The following is a 21,885-nucleotide window of genomic DNA, read 5'->3' on the forward strand; positions in this document are numbered from 1 at the left end:
CGTAAATGATATTTAAATAACCAATACCTAAAGCACCAGCATAATAGGCTTGCATAGAAGCCAAAAAGGTGTTTAAATGACCGGTTAAAGTTCTAGTATGCTTAGCTGGTGCAGAAGAAGTATCTAAATTTTCTAATTTCAAACCATATTTTTTTAAATATTCGAGGGAATGACCTGAACAATAAATTCGAGGGTAGCCTAAATCATGAATGTGAATCCAACCTTTTAAATGGGCATTAGCTACTTCTCTGGAAAAAACTTCTTGTAGCATATATTGTTTGATAGTATTTTCAGCAATAGTCAAGTTTATCGCCTCTGGATTGTTGGTTCCAATATTACTATTCTCTTTACTCTTAGATAAGAATAATTGTTTCAAATCAAAAGTAGGTATCCCGATAATCTTTTGCTTTCTCCACTTATGCTCGTATCCTCTCGCAAATAATTCATTATCAACCAATTCTCTAATTAAAGAAGTAGTTATCTCACTTAATCCTAAATCGAATATCTTTTCTTCCACTGCTTTAGCTATCTTTCTAGAAATATTCAAAGGCGTTTCTGCTTCTTTCACTAAAGCGTGGACAATTTTTTCTCTATCCCAGGGAAAGATATTCTCAGAAGTTGGAGCAGAAACCAACAAGGAAAGATCGGTCATACTCTTATGATTTACTATTTTTTTTCTAACTTTTAAACTCTCTCGAATTCTACTTCTCTTATCTCGATACAATATATAAGCTTTAGCGACTTTTACCATTCCTTCCTTAATTAATGTTTCTTCTACTATATCTTGAACTTCTTCCACCTGAGGAATCTTATCCTTAAATCTTTCTTCTAGTTTTTTAATTACTTGATCAGTTATTTTTTCTGATCTGGATTTATTCTCTTCTCCCATTACTTGCATAGCAGCAAAAATAGCTTCAACTATCTTTTTCCGATCAAATTCTACTAACTGACCTTCTCTTTTTATAACGGTATTTGTCATTTTAAATCCTCTAATAAAATATAATTACAAAATTAAATCAGTCTTTTATTGGCTAAGTTTTTTAATCTCTTTTACAAAACTACTTACATCTTTAAATTGTCTATATACGGAGGCAAATCTTACATAAGCTACTTCGTCCAGGATACGCAATTTTGATATAATTATTTCTCCAATTACGCTACTTTTAACCTCGTTTACTCCTTCATTCTTTACGGTATCTTCTATATCACTTACTAAATTACTTATAGTCTCCATACTTATTGGTCTTTTTTCGCAGGCTTTAATAATACCATTAGCTATTTTTTCTCGAGAAAAAGTTTCTCTGCGATCATCTTTTTTTATTACCATTAAGGGAATTAAATCTATTCTCTCGTAAGTGGTAAACCTTTTTTTGCATTTCTTACAAATTCTTCTTCTTCTGATTACTAGTTCGTTTTCTAGATGTCTGGATTCAATTACTCCGGTATCATAATAACTACAAAAAGGACATTTCATTTTATACCCACCCCTAAATGTAGGTTTATATTTATAATAATACACTACCTATGGTGATGTCAAGAAGAAATCGCTAGATATTTTATAAATATAAATAAAAATTTCAATGCCTGAATAAGGGATTTATCTGGTAGACTTTAAATAGAATTCAGAAGACAGAAGAAAATAGTAATGTATAATATGTAGGGGCAGACCTTGTGTCTGTCCGTAATGAAGAATGGGTAGGGGTTTGATGCCTGCCTGTGCGTGCCTGCCTGTGCGTGTACGCACGCAGACAGGTACGCACAGACAGGCATCAAACCCGTAAAAAAACGGGTCGAATAAATTCGACCCCTACACTAAAAAATATACTTTATTTGAAAAAATTTTGAATTTTAAATTCCTGCTATACGCTATAAGCTATTTTTTACTTTTTCTCTCTTAAAAAGGTAGGGATTTCTAAATCGTTATAACTTATCTTCTCTTTATTAAAATCAATCTCTTCAAATTTATATTCTTCTTTTCTTTTCTCTAAGGCATCGAATCCGGCAGCAATTACCGTAATCTTCACTTCATCATTTAATTCTTTATTAATTACTGCTCCAAAAATTATATTTGCTTCAGGATTAGCCGCTTTAGAAATTATTTCAGCCGCTTCATTAACTTCATATAAAGTTAAATTTGAACTTCCACTAATGTTAAATAATATCCCTTTAGCTCCTTGGATATTTGTCTCCAAAATTGGACTATTTATAGCTCTCTCTGCTGCTTTTATAGCTCGGTTTTCACCACTAGCTCTTCCCATTCCCATTATAGCTGTGCCAGCATTGGCTATAATCGTTTTTACATCAGCAAAGTCTACATTTATTAAACCGGGCTCAATTACAATATCTGTAATTCCCTGAATCCCTTGTAATAGAACTTCATCGGCAATTTTAAAAGCCTCTAAGATAGAAGTATTTTTATCAACTACTTGAAGTAACCTATCATTAGGAATTACAATTAAAGTATCCACACATTCTTTTAATAATTTGACCCCTTCTTCAGCCTGTTTCATTCTTATGCGGCCTTCAAAAGAAAAAGGTTTAGTCACTACTCCAACGGTTAATGCACCTAAACTTTTAGATAATTTAGCGATAATTGGAGCTCCACCAGTTCCAGTTCCACCTCCCATACCTGCGGTGATAAATACCATTTCTGCTCCTTCTAAGGCGTTTAAAATTTTATCTTTATCTTCTTCGGCAGCTTGACGACCAATTTCTGGGTTTGATCCACTACCTAATCCCTTAGTTATACTACTACCAATTTGTATTTTCTGTTCTGCATTAGAAAGGGCCAATACTTGGGCATCAGTATTAGCGGAAATATATCCAACCCCCTGTAATTTCGATTCAATCATTCTATTAACCGCATTACCACCGCCGCCACCCACACCAATAACTTTTATCTCCACAAACTGTCCTACTTTATTATTAAAGTTAGGCAATTTATAACCTCCTTACAAAATAACAAAATAATAACTTATCTTAAAATAATGAAAACAACTAAAAAAAATCTCTCAACCAACTATAAATTTTTCCAAAAATATTTTTTAATCCTGTTTTTTTTCTAGATAATTTAAAAGACCTCCCGATAGAATATCTCTCTGTAGCATAACTCAATAATCCAACTGCTGCAGAATAGGAGGGGTCATTTATCATATCTGCTAACTCCCCCTGGTAATGGGGCCTTCCTAATCGAGAAGGTAAATTTAAGACCTTTTCAGCAACTTCTGAAATACCAGGCAGTAAAGAACTACCTCCAGTTATAACTATTCCTCCGGGAATCATATCATAATACCCAGATTTTCTAACTTCAGCTCCTACTAAACTAAATATCTCACTAACTCGAGGCTCAATAATTTCTACCAGGTATTTTTTAGATATATTTTGTTTATCTTTTTCATTAATACTGGAAATTTCTACTAATTTTTCAGGAGAAATACTATTTTCAATAGCGGTTCCATAATTAATTTTTATCTTCTCAGCTTCTTCTACAGAAGTTCTTAAACCAATAGCTAAATCATTAGTAATCTGAATACCCCCTACCGGCAAAACTGCAGAATAAGCTAATCCACCTTTAACAAAAATCGCTATTTCAGTAGTTCCAGCACCAATATCAATTAATAAAACTCCCAACTCTTTCTCGGTACTGCTTAAAACCGCATTACTAGAAGCTAAAGTTCCAAAAATAATTTCCTCAATATTTACTCCTGCTCCTTCTACACATTTAATTAAATTTTGTATCGCTGTACTCGAACCAGTTATAATATGGACTTTACACTCTAATCGTGTACCAGACATTCCTAGTGGATCCACTATTCCACTTTGGCCATCTACCACAAATTCGCGACTTAAAATGTGAATTAATTCTTTCTCCGGAGAAACTATTCCCGCTTTAGCAGCTTCTATAACCTTTTCAATATCCCTTTCAGTAATTTCTGAAGATGCTTCAGAAATGGCAATAACCCCTTTACTATTTACAGATGTTATATGACTTCCCGCAATAGAAACAAAAACAGAATCAATTCGAGCTCCGGCCATACGTTCAGAACTTTCGATAGATTGTTTTACAGATTGAATAGCTTGATCCAAATCTATAATTACTCCCTTTTTTACTCCTAATGAAGGGGAGGTGCCTATGCCAATAATTTCTATTTGGTTATCTTCACCTAATTCACCTATAACCGTACATACTTTTCTAGTACCTATATCTAAACCAACTACTATTTCATCTCTTTCCATATCTATAACCTCCTGCCTGCTTTTAAATATCATACACTACTGTTTAATTTAAGTAAATAACTGATATCTTTTTTTTACAAATCTTATTTCTTTACTTTTATTATTAAACTATCTTTAAAACTCATATCTATATATTCTACTAATAACTTCTCATTTTCAATCTTTTCTAAAGCTTCTCTTAATAATTTTTCTTTATTAATAATCTCCTCTGGTTTATTTAACTTAACTTTCAATGTATCATCTTCATTGCAAATCATAAAATCATCTGGAGCTAATATTTTTATGATACAAAATTTCTTAGGTAATATCACTTCTGCTGAGTTAATAATTTCTAATGCTGTCCTAAACTCAGTTTCATCTATTTTTTTACCTATTTTTATTTCAGTAATTTTTAATCCTAATATTAAAGGTAGATTAAATCCTCTCTTGGTTTTATCAATTTTAGATAAAACTATTCCTTCTTTGCTCGAAATAAAATATTCTTCTCCGATATATACAATTGCTGCTGCTTTTCTTTCTTCTAAAGAAATGATTATTTTATTAGGTATTACCCTCTTTACTTCTAATTCTCTTATCCAGGGTTCTTCCTTTAAAGAGTTTATAACTTTATTTAAATCTAACTTAAAGATATTTTTACCTAATTTTATCTGAGACTTAGCAAATATTTCATTTTCGCTAAGATAACTATTTCCTTTAATTATAACTTCATCAATATTACAAAATTTCGAGTCAAACATAAAATTAAAAAAATTCCAACCTAAAAAACCTATTATTAAATAAAAAATCAATATTTTGGTTACTTTTACTCCAAAATATTGGCTTTTTTCGCCTTCTTCTTCCTCTTCTTCTTCCTCCTCTAATTCATTCTCTTTTTCATTATCATTAATCATTCTTCCATTTTCCCCTGGTTTCTTTTTATATGATTTTGCGCGATACGCAATACACGATACGCGATACGTTTTTACGGTTCACCCAGAATTTGTATTTCCCGATTTAATTCAATATTAAAAGCTTCTTTTACTCTTTTCTCTATTTCTTCAATTAAATATAAAACATCCCTTGCGGTAGCATTCCCGTTATTTATAATAAAATTAGCGTGTTTACAAGAAACTTCAGCTTTACCTTGAGAGAGTCCCTTTGCTCCAACCTTTTCTATTAATTCAGCGGCATAATAACCTGGTGGATTTTTAAATATACTACCTGCACTCAATTTATCGATAGGCTGTTTAGCTTTCCTGATTTTAATATTTTTTCTTATTTTAGATTCTATTTTTTCTTTATTTCCCTCTTTTAATTGTAAGGTTGCTCCCAAAATTATAGCTGACCTACCTTTTAAATTACATTTCCGATAATTAAAATCTAAATCAGATTTAGATGCGCTCTCTAGATTATTTTCTTCAGTTAAAAAAGTAACCTCTTGCACTATATTTGCCATGCAGTTTCCATTAAAACTAGCGTTATTAATTATTGCTCCACCTAAAGTTCCGGGGATATTACAGACAAATTCCAATCCACTTAATTCTCTCTTTAAAGCTATTTTACCTAAATATATTAAAGATACTCCCGCTCCTACTTTTACAATTTTATCCAGAAATATTATTTTTTTAAAACCCTGGTTTAATTTAATTACTATCCCTCTTACCCCTTGATCTAAAATTAATATATTGCTTCCGTTCCCAATTACCCAAAAGGGAATATCATATTCTTTGGAAATAGAAATAACTTTTTTTAATTCTTCGATAGTATTAGGGGTACAAAAAATGTCAACAGGTCCACCGATTCTAAACGAAGTATGCTTCTTTAATGGTTCATTAAATTTAACTATCTTATTAATTTCTCTTTTTTTTAATTCATTACTTATAATTTCTAGATTCATTCTCAAATAAATTAAGACACCTTCGTTCTCTTTAATTGTTTAGCCAATTCCTGACCAACAGTCCAAATATCTCCTGCTCCCATAGTTATTATTACATCTCCAGGTTGAACAATTTCGTATAAAAAACTTAAAATATTATCTTTAGAGGGTATATATTTTACATAACTATGATTGGCTTTTTTAATCTCATTAAATATGGTTTCTCCACTAATTCCAGATATTGGTGGTTCGTTGGCTGAATAAATATCAGTGATAACTACCTGATCAGCATCAAAAAATACCTTACCGAACTTTTCTGCCAGAAGTTTAGTCCTGGTATACCTATGAGGCTGAAATACGACAATTATTCTTCTATTTTCCCAACTATTCCTTAAAGCACTTAAGGTTGCTTTGATTTCGGTAGGATGGTGAGCATAATCATCCATAATTAATATTTTACCATCGATATTGGCAACTATTTCCATTCTTCTTTGTACTCCTTGAAAGCTTTCTAATATTTCTGCAATTTGCTTAAAATTCATTCTCAATTCTCGAGCAACAGCAATTGCCGCTAAGGCATTTAAAATATTATGATATCCCGCAACATTTAAATGAAGATTACCGATTTTTTCACCCTGCCAATATATTTCTGATCTAGAACTTAATTTATCTAATTCTATTTTTTTAGCCATAAAATCTGCTTCTGTAGATATTCCATAAGAAATATAACTTTTTCCATATTCTTTTATTAATTTCTTCACATTATCGCAATCCTTGCACAAAACCACCTGTCCATCATTAGGAACTTGATTAATAAATTTCATAAAATCTTTTAGAACATTTTCTATATTTTTGTAATGATCTAAATGATCATCTTCTATATTAGTGACTATAGCCATATGTGGATTTAATTCTAAAAAAGAGCCATCACTTTCGTCAGCTTCTGCAACAATATAATTTCCCTTTCCCAATTTGGCATTACTTTTAATATTGTTTGATTCTCCTCCTATTACTACCGTAGGGTCTAAACCACTTTTTTCTAATAATAGACTTATCATAGAAGTAGTAGTAGTTTTACCATGTGTACCGGCAATGGCTATTCCGTATTTATGATCCATAAGATTTGCCAACATCTTAGCTCTTTTAATTATTTTTATATTTTTCTTTAAAGCAGCTTCAATTTCTGGGTTAGATTCGGGAATTGCTGATGAAACTACTATTAGATCCGCTCCTTCTATATTATTTTCGTTATGATTCTCAAAAATAATTGCTCCTTTATCCATTAATCTATTAGTTATCTTGGAAGGACTAATATCAGAACCGCTAATTTTATAGCCTAAATCAAGAAGGATTAAAGCTAAAGCACTCATTCCTGCTCCGCCTATACCTATAAAATGTATATGTAATTTTTGTTCATTCATTAACAATAATATCCCTCCTCTTCTCGTATATCGTATTGAAAAATATCTTTTATTTTTTATTTTTTTTTCTAATATAATTAAAAATAATATTTATGATTTTTGCAGCTGAATCGACCTTATCTAATCCTCTACTTTTTTTTGCCATTATCTCTAATTTATTTTCATCTTTAATTAAATCGACTAAAACCTTGGCTAATTTTTCTCCAGATAAATTTTCTTCTAAAATTACTAACGCAGCTCCCTCTCTTTCTAAAATACGAGCATTAATTTCTTGGTGATGGTTAGTCGCATAGGGATAAGGTATTAAAATTGCAGGTATCCCATAAGCACTAATTTCAGCTAATGTCGTAGCTCCTGCTCGACAAATCACTAGATCAGCCAAAGAATATGCTTTTTCTATATCATATAAATAGCGCTCTACAAAGAATATTTTATTATCTTCTCCAATTATTTCGATTATTTTACTATAATCATCTTGCCCACTAATCAACAAAACTTGCCATTTATTTTTAATAATTTCCTTTATTATACTTATTCCTTGCACTACTGCTCTATTAATTGAAGCTGCTCCCTTGCTACCTCCTAAGACTAATATGGTATTTTTCAAGGGATCAAGATTAAATTTTTGGTAATCTTTGCTTTTATTTCTTTCTAAATTTTTAAATCGAATCGGGTTGCCAGTTAAGGTTAATTTTGATTGGTGGCTAAAGTATTTTCGCGATTGATCAAAGCTTAAAAATGTTGCCCTTGCTAGAGGAGATAAAAATTTATTGGTAACTCCAGGGACTACATTCTGTTCATGAATAAAAGTTGGAATGCCTAGTAAGGCAGCCATCAAAACAACCGAACCACTTACATAGCCACCGGTTCCGATAACCAAATCTGGTTTATATCTTTTTATAATTTTAAAAGATTGAAATAGTGATATAAAAAAAATTAAAATAGCCACTATATTTTCAAAACATATTTTTCGTTGGATACCTCGAGCAGAAATTTTCTCAAATTTAAAACCTTCCCGAGGTATAAGTTTTGATTCTAAGCCTCTTTCTGTTCCTATAAATAAAACCTTATTATTTACATTTCTATCTTTTATTTCATAAGCTAAGCTAATTCCAGGATATATATGTCCGCCTGTTCCACCACCAGATATGATTGCCTTTATTGACATTAATTAACTCCACCCTCTTTTATTTTATACCGGGAAATATTCAATAAAATTCCGGCACAAAACATATTCATAATTAAAGATGAGCCTCCGAAACTTATGAAGGGTAAAGTAATACCAGTAGTAGGGATTATCTTAGTTACTACTCCTACATTGATTATACTCTGAAAAACTATCATAGAAGTAATCCCAGCAGCTAATAAAGTACCAAATTCATCAACTGAATTCAAAGCTATCCTAAATCCACGCCATAGTAATATTATAAACAGAATAATTATTATAAGAGTACCTATAAACCCAAACTCTTCCCCAATAATGGAAAAGATAAAATCCGTATGTTGATCAGGAAGATAAAAATATTTTTGCTTGCTTGCCCCCAATCCAATTCCCAAGATTCTACCACTACCTAAAGCTAATAGAGATTGTATTATATGAAACCCACTGTCTAAAGGATCTTTCCATGGATTCAAAAAAGAAAGCAATCTTATCTTTCTATATTCTTCTTTTAATAACATAAAAATCCCGAAAGGAATTGAGGCTATTATCAACGAATAAAGTTGAAGGACCCTAGTTCCACCAATAAATAACATAATAAAGGAAATACCTAGAATGATTAAGGAAGTACTAAAATCAGGTTCTTCTAAAATCAATAAAAACATAACTAACACAATAATTATTGAGGGTAATATCCCTTTAATAAATGTTTTTATATCTTTTAATTGTTTCCTGGTTAAAAATTCTGCCATATATAAAATTAAAGCAAATTTAGCCAGTTCAGAAGGTTGAGGTTGGAAAGGAAGAAAGGCTATCTTAATCCATCTCTTTGCTCCCCCAGCAGATCTCCCCAGGTTTGGAATAAATAACATGGATAGCAAAATAATAGATAAAATTAAGAGAGGTAAAGCAAATTTTTTAAAGTGATGGTAGTCGGTAAATATGGCGAAAAAAAATACTATTAAAGCTATTATACTAAAAAATAATTGTTTCTTTAAAAAATAATAACTATCTCCATACCACTTATAACCCATAACATAGCTTGAACTAAAGACCATACATACGCCAATAGCCGTTAGAATAATTACAGTTATAAAAACCCATAGATCAGGAGATTTCTTTTCTATTATCATTTCATTATAACTCCATATTTTGTAGTTAGCGTATTGCGTTAAAGCCTCTTGAGGGCGTATGCAATACGCCCCTACTTTTTTCAAATCCAAAACTTATTACTTGTTACACATTACTCATCACTTATTACTATATTTTACTATATATATAGTAAAGAAAAGAGATTAGAATTTAGAAATTATTGTTCTTTAATTTCTTACTATATACTCGATACTCGATACTAAATACTCGATATTATATACTGGCTATCCCAATAATAGCCAGTATTATTCCCGCTATCCAAAACCTGATCACAATTTTTGGTTCTGGCCATCCACAAAGTTCAAAATGATGATGAATCGGACTCATCTTAAAAATAGTTTTCTTTCTTAATTTTACAGAAGTTACCTGTAAGATTACTGATAAAGTTTCAATTGCAAATACTCCCCCAATGATCAATAAAAATAGTTCTGTTTTAGTAAAAATTGCTATAGATACAAGTGCGCCACCTAAAGCAAAAGCACCTACATCTCCTAAAAATATTTGAGCCGGGAAAAAATTATAGACTAAAAAACCGAGGCAAGTAAAGGCAACTATTAGAGAAAAAAGACTCATCGGCAAAATATTTTGAATATAGGCGATTAAAGCAAAAGTCAACATAGCAATAAATATCAATCCGGTAGCTAGTCCATCTAAACCATCAGTTAAATTTAAAGCATTTACCGAGCTAATCATTACCAAGACTACAAAAGGTGCAAACAATCTACCTAAATCTAAACTTTTCTTCAAAAAAGGAAGATAAATTTCTGTACCCAAATCACCAATTGGATAAATAAAAAAAATAACTATTAGAGAAAAGATAATTTGAAGAAATAATTTATAGCTAGCTTTAAGACCTAATGAACGTTTTTTAAAATATTTTATTAAATCATCAATTAAACCGATAAGGCCAAAACCGACCGTAATGATTAACGACCATAAAATATATTTATTATAAGGGACAAGCAGTATAATTACTATTAGCAAAGTAAGAAGAACAATTATTCCTCCCATGGTGGGTATTCCCATTTTATGTTGATGAAGATCTGGCCCTTCCTGACGAATTCTCTGTCCTATTTTATGCTTTTTAAGATAATTTACAAAAAATGGCAAAGTAATAACTGGAATTATAAACGAAATTAAAATTATCCATAGCCAATTGGTCATTATGCCCCCCTAGGTGGTGAGATTATTTTTTTGATATTCTTTTTGCCAAAATTCTAAGATCTCTTCCATCTTCATTTCTCGAGAACCTTTTAATAAGACAAAATCTCCTGGTCTAGTTAGATTTAATAGTTCTTTAACCAATTTTTTCTTCTCACTTTTCTCAAAAGAAAAAATTTTATTTTCTGACATTCCCTCATCTTTAGAAGATTTAGCAATTATCTTTCCTCCTTCACCAACAGTAATTAGCAGATTAATAGATAATTTTGCTACTTCTCTTCCTATTTCTTGATGATAAAAGTTAGTCTTTTCTCCTAATTCAAGCATATCTCCTAAGATAGCTACGTTTCTATTTCCTTGTGACACTTCTACTAAAGTTTCTAAAGCCTTTTTTACTGCTAATGGACTAGCATTATAGGAATCATTTAAGATTTTAATATCATCATAAAAATTCTTTAAATACATATGCATTTCTAATGGTTTAAAAGAAGCTAAGCCTTTTTCAATTAAATCCATTTCTACTCCCAAAGCAAAAGCAGTTGCAGAAGCAGCAAGTGCGTTATAAATGTTATACCTTCCTAATAAAGGGGAAAATATCTCTCGGTCTTCAACATCTTTTATTTTAAGGGTAAACTTCATTCCTCTGTCGCTGATCATTCTAATATTAAAAGCCATAATATCACTTTTATTCTCAAGGCCAAAGGTAATCATTTTCTTGCCTTTAACCATTTCCAAGGTCTTTAAAAAATAGGGATCATCTCTATTTAAAATTACTATACCATCTTGGTTTAATGATTGTAACAATTCTGATTTAGCCTTAAAAATATTATCTCTTGATCCTAATAAACCAATATGGGCCTCTCCAATATTAGTTATCACTGCTAAATCAGGATGGACAAGATTAGTAAGAACTTTTATCTCTCCTAAACCTCTCATCCCCATCTCTACCACTAATATCTGATGTAATGCATTAAGCTGTAACAAAGTAAGAGGGATTCCAATTTCATTGTTATAATTACAAGAGGTTTTTAAAAGAGAGAATTTTTGAGATAATATATGAGCAATGATCTCTTTGGTGGTGGTCTTTCCGTTACTACCGGTAATGCAGATATTAAAAGTTTTAAATTTATTTTTATAATGCTTAGACCAATCTTGCAGAGCAGAAAGAGTATCTTTTACTTGGATAATAATTTTATCTTTATTTAGCTCTTCTTTCTGTAACAAATTACCAATATTTTTACAAATTACTGCTCCCACCGATCCTTTATTAAGAGCTTCTCCAATAAAATTATGTCCATCAAAACGGGAACCAATTATGGCAAAAAATAAATCACCGGGAGCTAGATTCCTACTATCTATAGAAACTCTATTTATTAAGCGATCTTGGTCACCCTGAATTAACCTTCCTGAGGTAGCTTTTATCAATTCTGTAACTTTATACCCTTCCAATTTTTATCTCTCCATTAATATTTTCCTTACTACTTCTTCATCATTATAGTGAAGAATTTTATTTTTATAGATTTGTTCATTTTCAGGTCCTTTCCCAGCTATCAAAACTATATCTCCTTCTTTAGCTTTACCTAAAGCATGTTTAATAGCTTCCGCTCGGTCGATAATTATAATATATTCTTTATTGGTTTTTTTAACCCCTTTTTCAATCTCTTTAGCAATCTTTACAGGATCCTCACTTTTAGGGTTATCAGCAGTTATTACTACATAATCACTATATTTTCCTATAACTTCTCCTATGGTAACTCTTACCTTATTATATTTTTCTCCTCCATGTCCAAATACAGTAATTATATTACGAGAAGCATAGCGGTGTAAATTCTGCAATATATTTCCTAATCCATGATAATTGTGAGCAAAATCTATAATAATAGTATAATTCTGACCATATTCAATCATTTTATATCTTCCAGGAGCCCCATAAAACTTACCTAAAGCTTGGGAAATTATATTTAAAGGAATACCCTGAGAAATAGATGCTGCTATAGCTGCTAAAGCATTATATATGTTGTATACTCCACTAAAATTTAAAACTATCTTAGTATCACCTATAGGTGTCTCCACTATAAATGAAGAATTTTTAATATCCATTTCTATATTTTTAGCCCTAACATTACTCTCTTTTTTTATTCCATAGGTCATTAAATTGACCTCATTACAATCTATAAAATTTTTACTATACTCTTCGTCAATATTAATTATCGCAAATTTTTTATAAGCTTCTTTTTTACTTTTATTTAAACTTAAAAATAATTTTTTCTTTGCCTCTAAATAATTAGAAAAATTTTTATGGATTTCGAAATGCTCTCTGCTAATATTACTAAAAATAGCTAGATCAAAATTACAACCTTCTACTCGAGATAATTGCAAGGCATGTGAAGATACTTCCATTACCGCATAGCTATTCTTTTTTTCTACCATTTCTTGGAGGGCTTTTTGTAAATCGACTGATTCCATAGTAGTCATATGAGAAGAGACAATATTATCACCAATTATGTTTTGAGCAGTACCAAGAAGTCCAGTTTTATAACCTGCTTCCTGCAAGATAATTCTCAACATATAGGTAATGGTAGTTTTACCGTTTGTTCCAGTAACTCCAATTAATTTTAATTTACTGGAAGGAAAACCATAAAATTGATTAGCTAAAATTGCTAAAGCTTTGCGACTATCCTTTACCTTGATTACAGTAATACCGGGTCTGAGGTTAATTTCTTTTTCTACTACCAGAGCAATAGCACCTTTATTAATAGCTTCAGCAATAAAATGATGCCCATCGAAAGTAAAACCTCTTATGCATATAAATAAAAAATCTCTCTTTATTTTTCGAGAGTCATAGTAAATTCCTTTAATATCTAAATTTAAATCGCCAAAAACTTCCTTAACTTCTAAGTTAGTTATCAGTTCGCTTAACTTCATAGCATAAATTACCTCTAATTTCCCTGATTCGTATATAGTATATCGTATTGCGTATAGTGTTTCAATTGTTATACTAACCTTGTAACAGGCAGATACAAGATCTGCCCCTACATATTATTATATACTTATTTCTCAACGCTATACGCTATTGATTGGGTGGAATTGATAAATAAGGGAGGACTTTGGAAGCAATTTCTTTAAATACCGGAGCAGCCACCGTTCCCCCGTAATAACTACCTTTAGGTTGATCTAATAAAATTAAAATAGATATTTTGGGATTTTCAGCTGGTACATAACCTACAAATAATGAAGTATAAGCACTATTAGAGTATTTACCAGTAGCAAAATCAAATATTTGACCAGTTCCAGTCTTCCCGGCAACCTGGTATTCATCAAGTTTTGCCTCCATGCCAGTTCCATTAATCACTACTTGTTCTAATATTTTAGTCATAGTTAAAGCTGTTTCAACTGATACTACTTGCCGCACTGGCTTGGGCTTAAATACTTTAACGCTATTTTGATTAGAATCTAAAATTTCCTTTACTATCAACGGTTTCATCAAAGTCCCTCGATTAGCTATAGCTGATACAGCCATTATTAATTGGATAGGAGTTATTGAAATTTCCTGCCCTATAGATATAGAGGCTAAAGATATTTTTGACCAATCTTTAGAACTTCTTATTAATCCATTTGCTTCACCAGGTAAATTTATTTCGGTTAACGTTCCAAATCCGAATCTTCTAATAGATGTTTCAAAAACCTTTTTTTCTAACCTTATTCCAACTTGAATTATACCTACATTACAAGAATTCTTTACTATATCGGTAAGATTTTGTGAGCCATGTTGGTGTATATCGTGAAAAATATGTCCATTATAATTTATCCACCCTTTACAATAAAACTGATCATCTAATTTAACTACTCCTTCTTCCAATGCGGTAGCTATAGTAACGATTTTAAAGGTTGATCCCGGCTCATAGGTATTAGTTATGGCCAGGTCCTTCCAAGAATCGAGAGCATATTTATTAAAATAATTTGGATCATAAGAAGGTCTTACTGCTATTGCCAAAACTTCGCCAGTTTTTGGTTCTACTACAATAGCAACTCCGGCTTTAGCTTTGTATTTCTGAAAAGCTTTATCTAGAGCTTCTTCAGTAATATACTGTATAACTTCATCAATAGTTAAAACAATAGAATTTCCGTCCCGATGAGTATTTAGTTCTTTAATGCTAAGTGGTATTTCCCCTCCCGAAGCATCTCTTTCTAAAACTACTAAACCAGGTAATCCTTTTAATTCCTGATCAAAAAATGACTCCAAACCTTCCAAACCTTGATTATCTATCCCTACAAATCCCATTAAATTAGAAGCTAAATATTTTTGAGGATAAAATCTTTTGCTCTCCTTTAAAAAATCTAATCCCTCTAAATTTAATTTTTTAATCTCTTCAACTTCTGTTTCATTTAATTTTCTCTTTATCCATACAAAAGGTCTTTTCTGATTTAATTTATCTAATACCTCTTTGGTTTCTAAATTTAAAATTAAAGATATTTTTAAAGCGGCCTCTTGAGGATTTTTAATTTTAGGTGGGATAGCAAATAAGGATTGAACATCAACATTAACAACTAACTTCTTTAAATTTCTATCATAAATATTACCTCGCTCTCCTTCAATAGAAAAAGAAGTGAGATGCTCTTGTTGGGCAATTTCTTCAAATTTATTACTTTGAATAACTTGAATGTTATATAATCTATAAATTAATAAAAAATAAAAAATTATAAATAATATGAATAAAAAAGTAAGACGTTCTTTTTTTTCTTTGGAAAGCAATAACAATTCCCACCTTTTTTTGCATATATTTTTACAACTATAGTATTATTATTTTAATAGCCCTAAAATCAAGTCGTCTAATTTATTTAGGTTAAGACTAGCCCAAAAGTACTTTTCTTTTTCATAATTATTACTGCTTACTCCAATATCTTCTCGAGAACTAACCTGAGGAGTAGGGTTTAAAACAATATATTTAACTTCTTTTGGTCTAATCATCCCTAAATGGTTAGAAGCAACTCCTTCAATTCTATCAAGTGCAGAAAGAGTCTCTACATTTAAGTCAAGCTTCCTATTCTGTTCTTCTAACATTACCTTAGTATTTTCTAACTCTATTAATTTATATCCTAATTCTGTTAATATAATATTATTCGAGATATAAAAAATAATTATGGAAGTGATAAAAAATACTAAAAATAAAAATGATCCATAAATAGCCAACATATTTTTATATTCACAATTACTACTAATTATAATATTATTACTACTTCTCACTTTTTATCGCCACTTTTCATCGAAATTTTTTATTACCAGGAAATTAAATCGTCAATTTTATTATAAAAATTAAACCAAAACTTCTTTAATTTTATCTTTTACAGTTTTTTTTTCAATTTCCGTAAGACCATTCCACCATTCGTCAAGTTTTCTTTGCAAGTAAGGCAGTAAATTAAATTTTTCTAAATCAGTCATCTATTATCCCTCCTTAAAAATTAAGATTTTACCTTTTGAAATATGCATATTACAATCCTTAATCAAACCTTTTAAAGATAATTTTATTTATATATTTATAGTATTAGATATTATCTTTTCTGCCACTCTTAATTTAGCGCTTCTCGCTTTAGGATTTCCCTTTATTTCCTCTAAAGAAGGCCTAATTGGTTTTTTAGTAATAATTTTTAAGTTATACCCCTTTTGTCCTATTCCTTCTTTCTCCGCTTTTTTAAATATATTTTTAACTATCCTATCCTCTAAAGAATGGTAGGAAATAACACCTACCCTTCCTTGATCATCTAAAACTTGGATAGCTTGATATAACCCCTTTTCTAAGAACTCGAGTTCTCGATTTACCTCTATTCTGATCGCCTGAAAAATTCGAGTGGCGGGATGAATTCTCCACCAACTCTTTTTTTTAGTTTTAGGAAGAGCCCTTATCACCAAATCAGCTAATTGTTTGGTAGTAGTTATAGGATTATTTTGCCTCTTTAGGACTATTAAATGGGCAATTCTTTTAGAAAATCTTTCTTCTCCATATCTCTGGAATATTTCTATCAGATCTTTTTCTGAATAACTATTAACCAGAATATCAGCATTAAATTTTTGGGTTAAATCCATCCGCATATCTAAATAACTGTCTTCTTTAAAGCTAAATCCCCGCTCCTTTTCTGCTAATTGGTGAGAGGAAACTCCTAAATCAAAAAATATTCCGCTAACTTTTTTAATTTTTAAGTTATTTAAAATCTTTTCTAAATTATTAAAATTATCTTTCACTAATTTCACTCTATCCAGATAATTTTTTAATTTTCTACTTGCTGCTTCGATTGCCTCTATGTCCTGATCAATACCAATCAACAAACCATCAGGGTATATTTTTTCTAAAATTGATTCAGCATGTCCTCCGCCTCCTAAAGTACAATCAATATAAATACCCTCTTTTTTGCAATTTAAATAATATATAACTTCTTTTATTAGTACTGGACTATGAAAAGAATTCACCATAGATTATTCTTCTTTTTCATATACCCTTTCCGCAATATCTTCATATGAATCTTCAATCTTATCAAAATATTTTTGCCATATATCTTTACTCCAGATTTCTATCCTATCTGACACCCCAATAATCATAACTTCTTTATCAATCCGAGCATATTCTCTTAAATATTTCATAATAATTACTCTACCTTGACTATCTATGGTACAATTAGTAGCTCGAGAAAATAGTATCCTCTTAAATGCTCGTGCATCTCTTTGTCCCAAGGGAAGTGACTTTAATTTCTCAGCAAGAGTTTTCCATTCTTCAAGAGAGTACACAAAAAGACAAACATCAAGACCATAGGTAATAATAAAATTATCACCTAAAGGTTCACGATATTTTGCCGGTACAATTAACCGCCCTTTCTCATCAATGGTATGTTCATATTGTCCTAAAAACATAAATGCTCCTTTAGATTAAATCCTCCACTTCACTCCACTTCACTCCATTATTTATAGTATACTACATTTTTTTAAAAAATCCTCTTTTTTTGAAAAAATATTTTATTTTTTTTTAAAATATGGAAAATTCGACGGTTTTAACTTGTTTTTCTAACCATAAAAGAAAGCAGTATTTTAATTATTATTTTGGATTAGGTAGGACAGATGGATTATTTATAAAAATTGATTTACTTATGGAGAGTATTCGAAGAAAAAGAATAAATAAAAAAAGAGATATAGGATATTATTTTCTATTCCTATATCTCTTTTTTTACTCTATTCTGATAAGTAGATCATAAGCCGAGTTTTGTTCCCTTATTAAATTATAAGGGCGGTAATCATCTATCTTGGATGTAAGTTACCTTACATCTCTAGCGACCTACCCGAAGATTAAAGCGGGCCGCTACACCTCTTCCTATTTGGTCTTTCTCCAAGTGGGGTTTGCTAAGCTTGTTAGTCACCTAACAACTGGTAGGCTCTTACCCTGCCTTTTCACCTTTACCCTACACTCAAGTCTGGTATCAGATTTAAGTGTTAGGCTGTGTATTTTCTGTAGCACTTTCCTCGAGGTTACCCTCACTGGGGATTACCCAGCACTCTGCCCTATGGAGCTCGGACTTTCCTCGGAAGAAAATATTTTTCTTCCGCGATTACCTGACCTACTTATCAACTATTTATCAACTATTCTCTTTTTTCTATTTTAAAATACCATTTTATTTTTAAGAAGTCAATTAACTTGAATTACCCTTTCCAAACCAAAATTCGGTTACAATTAGGGCAAGTTATTAGTATTTGACCTTTTTTCAATTGATAAATGATATCACTGGGAAGATCGAGAGAGCAACCTGGGCATATAGAACTATTAACCGTGACAATGGCTTTCCCACCTTTTTCTTTTTTTAATAGTTCATATTCTTTCAGAAGACGGTTATCGGTTAATTTAATTAACCTTTCTTTTCTTTTAAGGTTTAAAGAATTCATACTCTCTTCTATTCTGGCCGCTAATAATTCCATTTCCTGTTGACGCTTTTGTAAATACTTTTCTTTCTCTTTTAAATCTTCCTCAAGTTTATTAACTAATTTATTAAGTTCTTCTATTTCTTCCATTAAATTTAAAAGTTCGTTCTCAATATTATTTTTTTCTTCTTCATAATTAGCTATTACCCTTTGTAATTGTTTAAGTTCTTTGATATCAGATATCTTACCTCCGTATAAATCTTCCTGATGTTTTTTAATCTTGTTAGATTTTTCAGATAAATCTAATTCTTTTCTTTTCAACTTAAGCTGCAATTCTTTATAATTTTCATGTTTATTCTTTAGATCATTTTTTAATTCTTGAATTTCTTTATTAATTATTTCTATTCTCGAGGGCAACTCTCTTTTCTTTTTCTCTTCTTCATTTATATCATTATCTATTTTTTGTAATTCTAATAGAATATCAAATTGCTCTATCAATTAACTATTCCTCCCCTCTTCAGATCAATAGAGTACTTTAAAATAAAAAAACCTTACTTTCTACATATAAGAAGTAAGGTTTTTTAAAAACTCTAATCTTTTATCAATTTTAAATTTCTTCATAAAATTTTTTACTACCTTGGTTTGCTACTAATAAAAATATATTAGTTTTTTGGTGGGCCCACCTGGACTCGAACCAGGGACCGACCGGTTATGAGCCGGTTGCTCTACCAACTGAGCTATGGGCCCGTTTTCTAATAATTATCTTCGTTAAAAGTATACCAAATATACTTATAAAGTCAAGAATATTTTCGTATTGCGTATTGCGTATCGAGTAAATAGAAAGAAAAAACTCTAGAAAAAATACTTTAGGCAATAGAATAATTAATATTTTTGCACTTATTTTAGATGCAGGCTCTTTAGCTGTCCACAAGCAGCGTATATATCACTACCCCTTGATTGTCTTATGGTAGTGGGGATTCCACTGGCCATTAATTTATCTTTAAAGTTCTTAACCTGAATAACCTCAGATGGTTGAAGCGAAGAATGAGGAACAGGATTAAAAGTTATTAAGTTTACTTTAGAATTAAATCCAATAATTAATTTAGCTAATTTATCAGCATAATGCAGCGAATCATTCACTCCTTTAATTAAAATATATTCAAAAGTAACCTGTCTTTTTGTTTTTTTGGTATAATTCTTACAAGCTTCTATCAAATCATATAAAGGATACTTATTATTTACTGGCATTAGATAAGATCTTAATTTATTCTCCGGGGCATGGAGAGAAACAGATAATTCTATCTGCCAATTACGCTCTTGTAATCTTTTTATAGCTGGTATTATCCCGCAAGTAGAAATAGTAATTTTTCTTGCTCCCATATTAAAAGCATCCTTAGAATTTAATATATCAATGGCTTTTATAACATTATCATAATTATCTAAAGGCTCTCCGATTCCCATAAATACAATATTGTGGGGATTAGACTTTATCTTTCTCTTTACAAATAAAACTTGATTTAAAATTTCACTAATGGAAAGGTTTCTAACCAAACCTTTTTTACCACTTTCACAAAACAAGCAGTTATATTTACAACCAATTTGAGATGATATACATTCAGTCAATCTCTTATGGAAAAATATAAGCACACTTTCTATTAAACTCCCATCTTCTAATTGAAATAAATATTTTTCGGTTTGATCTTTCGATTTTGTAAACTTCACTAACTTTATATTACTTAGATGAAAGTTATCCTGAAGAAAATTTTTAAATGTTATAGGTAGATTGGACATATCTGTGAAATTTTCCACATTTTTTTTATAAAGCCAATAAAATAATTGAGTAGCTCTATATTTTCTTTCTCCTAAAGGTTTAAATTCTTCTTCTAATTCATCTAAAGTAAAATTTTTAATATCTTTATTCTGCATCCTATTAAACCATCTATTTTCTTTTATTTTTTAATTTCTTTTATTATATTTTCAGCAAATTCCTTTGCTCTTTTTTCTATTCCTTGAACTTTCTTTATTGCACCAGGATCATTAGCGGTAGCCATTAAGGCAAAATAAGGGGGTAGTCTAAACCCCTTGTTAATATTTAAGGCCCCTAATAACTGTTCAGCTACACAATCACTTCCTGAGTTTCCAGAAACAATAATAGAAAATAGAGTTTTATCCCAAAATTTTACTCTCTTATAGAGTACCGTCATTCTATTTATTACTGCCATAAGCTTTGCTGAGATAGCATCATTATAATTAGGACATAACCAGATTATACCATCAGCATCTTCTATGGCGGGAAGAATTTCATTTACAATTACTCCTCCATAAAAGCAGCTTTTTCCCTCACTATAATGGATACAGGTCTTATAAAGACATCCTCTACAATCTACAATAGTTCCGTTTTCTAGATGTAGTTCTCTTAAATTCCCTCTAGTAAGATTATCCTTAACCATTTCCCAGAGCATAAGAGTATTAGAAGTCTTAAATGAACTGGAATGAAGGATTAATATCTTTGGGGTATCAATCAAGATTAGATTCTCCATCATTAATTTACTTACTAATTCCTTGGATTGTTTTTGATAAATCTCGGCAAGAGATAGATCAAAAGTCTTTTGCCAGGTAAAAAAATTATTAAGATTGCGGGTAGCTTCTACAATTGGATTCCCCGGGAATCTACATCCCATCTGATTAGCTAAAAAAATTATCTTTTGAGCCATATTTTTAGTAAACAGTTCATTGGGACTCTGGATTATCATTACTGCCCTTGAACCTAAAAGAGAATCATTACCCCTTCCTCTTAATCTTAAAATTATTTCAAATAAAGAAATATTAAATCCACACTTATCTAATTCTATAGCAAATATTATCTTTTTATTTCTTAGATCAGCAGGAATGTCCTTAATAGTTTTGATAATCACTGAGGGATAATTTTTAGTAGCCATTTTGATAATATCAGCAAAACTATTTGATATTGTCCCAGGTATAATCAAATAAATAGTTTCCATAA

General features: G+C 30.6%; 20 protein-coding genes, 1 tRNA gene and 1 other RNA gene. All 22 read right to left on the minus strand.

The genetic code is table 11. The annotated features are described in order from the left end of the window. A partial coding sequence (gene nrdD / locus COZ07_RS07650; protein ID WP_406607978.1) for an anaerobic ribonucleoside-triphosphate reductase occupies positions 1 to 979 on the minus strand: 979 nt, incomplete at its 3' end. A gap of 45 nt (positions 980 to 1,024) precedes the next feature. Next, positions 1,025 to 1,474, minus strand: a complete 450-nt coding sequence (gene nrdR, locus COZ07_RS07655; protein ID WP_406607979.1) for a transcriptional regulator NrdR — start codon at positions 1,472 to 1,474, stop codon at positions 1,025 to 1,027. Between the two features lie 406 nt (positions 1,475 to 1,880). Then, positions 1,881 to 2,939 carry a cell division protein FtsZ gene (gene ftsZ, locus COZ07_RS07660; RefSeq protein WP_406607980.1) on the minus strand — a complete coding sequence of 353 codons (1,059 nt, stop codon included), beginning with the start codon at positions 2,937 to 2,939 and terminating at the stop codon, positions 1,881 to 1,883. A 58-nt stretch (positions 2,940 to 2,997) separates the two neighbouring features. Next, a complete protein-coding gene (ftsA, locus tag COZ07_RS07665; protein ID WP_406607981.1) occupies positions 2,998 to 4,236 on the minus strand; it encodes a cell division protein FtsA in 1,239 nt (412 codons plus the stop codon). An 83-nt stretch (positions 4,237 to 4,319) separates the two neighbouring features. Then, positions 4,320 to 5,126: a cell division protein FtsQ/DivIB gene (locus COZ07_RS07670; protein ID WP_406607982.1), complete on the minus strand. Its 807-nt coding sequence runs from the start codon at positions 5,124 to 5,126 to the stop codon at positions 4,320 to 4,322. Positions 5,127 to 5,197: 71 nt separating this feature from the next. After that, positions 5,198 to 6,112 carry a UDP-N-acetylmuramate dehydrogenase gene (gene murB, locus COZ07_RS07675; protein ID WP_406607983.1) on the minus strand — a complete coding sequence of 305 codons (915 nt, stop codon included), beginning with the start codon at positions 6,110 to 6,112 and terminating at the stop codon, positions 5,198 to 5,200. Positions 6,113 to 6,123: 11 nt separating this feature from the next. Beyond that, the gene (murC, locus tag COZ07_RS07680) at positions 6,124 to 7,512 is read right to left on the minus strand and encodes a UDP-N-acetylmuramate--L-alanine ligase (RefSeq protein ID WP_406607984.1); all 1,389 of its coding nucleotides are present in this window, start codon (positions 7,510 to 7,512) and stop codon (positions 6,124 to 6,126) included. Positions 7,513 to 7,561: 49 nt separating this feature from the next. Further along, positions 7,562 to 8,680, minus strand: a complete 1,119-nt coding sequence (murG, locus tag COZ07_RS07685) for an undecaprenyldiphospho-muramoylpentapeptide beta-N-acetylglucosaminyltransferase (protein ID WP_406607985.1) — start codon at positions 8,678 to 8,680, stop codon at positions 7,562 to 7,564. After that, positions 8,680 to 9,804 carry an FtsW/RodA/SpoVE family cell cycle protein gene (gene ftsW, locus COZ07_RS07690; protein ID WP_406607986.1) on the minus strand — a complete coding sequence of 375 codons (1,125 nt, stop codon included), beginning with the start codon at positions 9,802 to 9,804 and terminating at the stop codon, positions 8,680 to 8,682. Before ftsW ends, murG begins: the two co-directional genes overlap by 1 nt. Positions 9,805 to 10,036: 232 nt before the next feature. Next, on the minus strand, positions 10,037 to 10,987 hold the full coding sequence (gene mraY, locus COZ07_RS07695) for a phospho-N-acetylmuramoyl-pentapeptide-transferase (protein ID WP_406607987.1): 951 nt from the start codon (positions 10,985 to 10,987) through the stop codon (positions 10,037 to 10,039). A 9-nt stretch (positions 10,988 to 10,996) separates the two neighbouring features. Continuing rightward, the gene (gene murF / locus COZ07_RS07700) at positions 10,997 to 12,433 is read right to left on the minus strand and encodes a UDP-N-acetylmuramoyl-tripeptide--D-alanyl-D-alanine ligase (RefSeq protein ID WP_406607988.1); all 1,437 of its coding nucleotides are present in this window, start codon (positions 12,431 to 12,433) and stop codon (positions 10,997 to 10,999) included. 3 nt (positions 12,434 to 12,436) lie between these two features. Next, positions 12,437 to 13,909, minus strand: coding sequence for a Mur ligase family protein (locus COZ07_RS07705; protein WP_406607989.1), 1,473 nt, complete (start codon positions 13,907 to 13,909; stop codon positions 12,437 to 12,439). 145 nt (positions 13,910 to 14,054) lie between these two features. After that, entirely contained in the window at positions 14,055 to 15,737 is a 1,683-nt protein-coding gene (locus COZ07_RS07710; RefSeq protein WP_406607990.1) for a peptidoglycan D,D-transpeptidase FtsI family protein, read from the minus strand. A 48-nt stretch (positions 15,738 to 15,785) separates the two neighbouring features. After that, entirely contained in the window at positions 15,786 to 16,229 is a 444-nt protein-coding gene (locus COZ07_RS07715; protein ID WP_406607991.1) for a cell division protein FtsL, read from the minus strand. Between the two features lie 69 nt (positions 16,230 to 16,298). Next, positions 16,299 to 16,424: a hypothetical protein gene (locus tag COZ07_RS07720; RefSeq protein WP_406607992.1), complete on the minus strand. Its 126-nt coding sequence runs from the start codon at positions 16,422 to 16,424 to the stop codon at positions 16,299 to 16,301. A gap of 87 nt (positions 16,425 to 16,511) precedes the next feature. Next, positions 16,512 to 17,447: a 16S rRNA (cytosine(1402)-N(4))-methyltransferase RsmH gene (rsmH, locus tag COZ07_RS07725; protein WP_406608004.1), complete on the minus strand. Its 936-nt coding sequence runs from the start codon at positions 17,445 to 17,447 to the stop codon at positions 16,512 to 16,514. 6 nt (positions 17,448 to 17,453) lie between these two features. Then, entirely contained in the window at positions 17,454 to 17,885 is a 432-nt protein-coding gene (mraZ, locus tag COZ07_RS07730; RefSeq protein ID WP_406607993.1) for a division/cell wall cluster transcriptional repressor MraZ, read from the minus strand. 320 nt (positions 17,886 to 18,205) lie between these two features. Continuing rightward, positions 18,206 to 18,590: RNase P RNA component class A (gene rnpB / locus COZ07_RS07735), an RNA gene on the minus strand. 75 nt (positions 18,591 to 18,665) lie between these two features. Next, positions 18,666 to 19,379 (minus strand): zinc ribbon domain-containing protein, encoded by a 714-nt coding sequence (locus COZ07_RS07740; RefSeq protein ID WP_406607994.1) that lies wholly within the window; start codon positions 19,377 to 19,379, stop codon positions 18,666 to 18,668. Between the two features lie 173 nt (positions 19,380 to 19,552). Next, positions 19,553 to 19,628, minus strand: a tRNA-Ile gene (locus tag COZ07_RS07745). A 150-nt stretch (positions 19,629 to 19,778) separates the two neighbouring features. Further along, entirely contained in the window at positions 19,779 to 20,807 is a 1,029-nt protein-coding gene (rlmN, locus tag COZ07_RS07750; RefSeq protein WP_406607995.1) for a 23S rRNA (adenine(2503)-C(2))-methyltransferase RlmN, read from the minus strand. Positions 20,808 to 20,830: 23 nt separating this feature from the next. Continuing rightward, positions 20,831 to 21,883 carry a flavodoxin family protein gene (locus COZ07_RS07755; protein ID WP_406607996.1) on the minus strand — a complete coding sequence of 351 codons (1,053 nt, stop codon included), beginning with the start codon at positions 21,881 to 21,883 and terminating at the stop codon, positions 20,831 to 20,833. Between the last annotated feature and the right edge of the window lie 2 nt (positions 21,884 to 21,885).

It is taken from the genome of Candidatus Infernicultor aquiphilus (assembly GCF_002784285.1).
GTDB classification, from domain to species: Bacteria; Atribacterota; Phoenicimicrobiia; order Phoenicimicrobiales; family Phoenicimicrobiaceae; genus Infernicultor; species Infernicultor aquiphilus.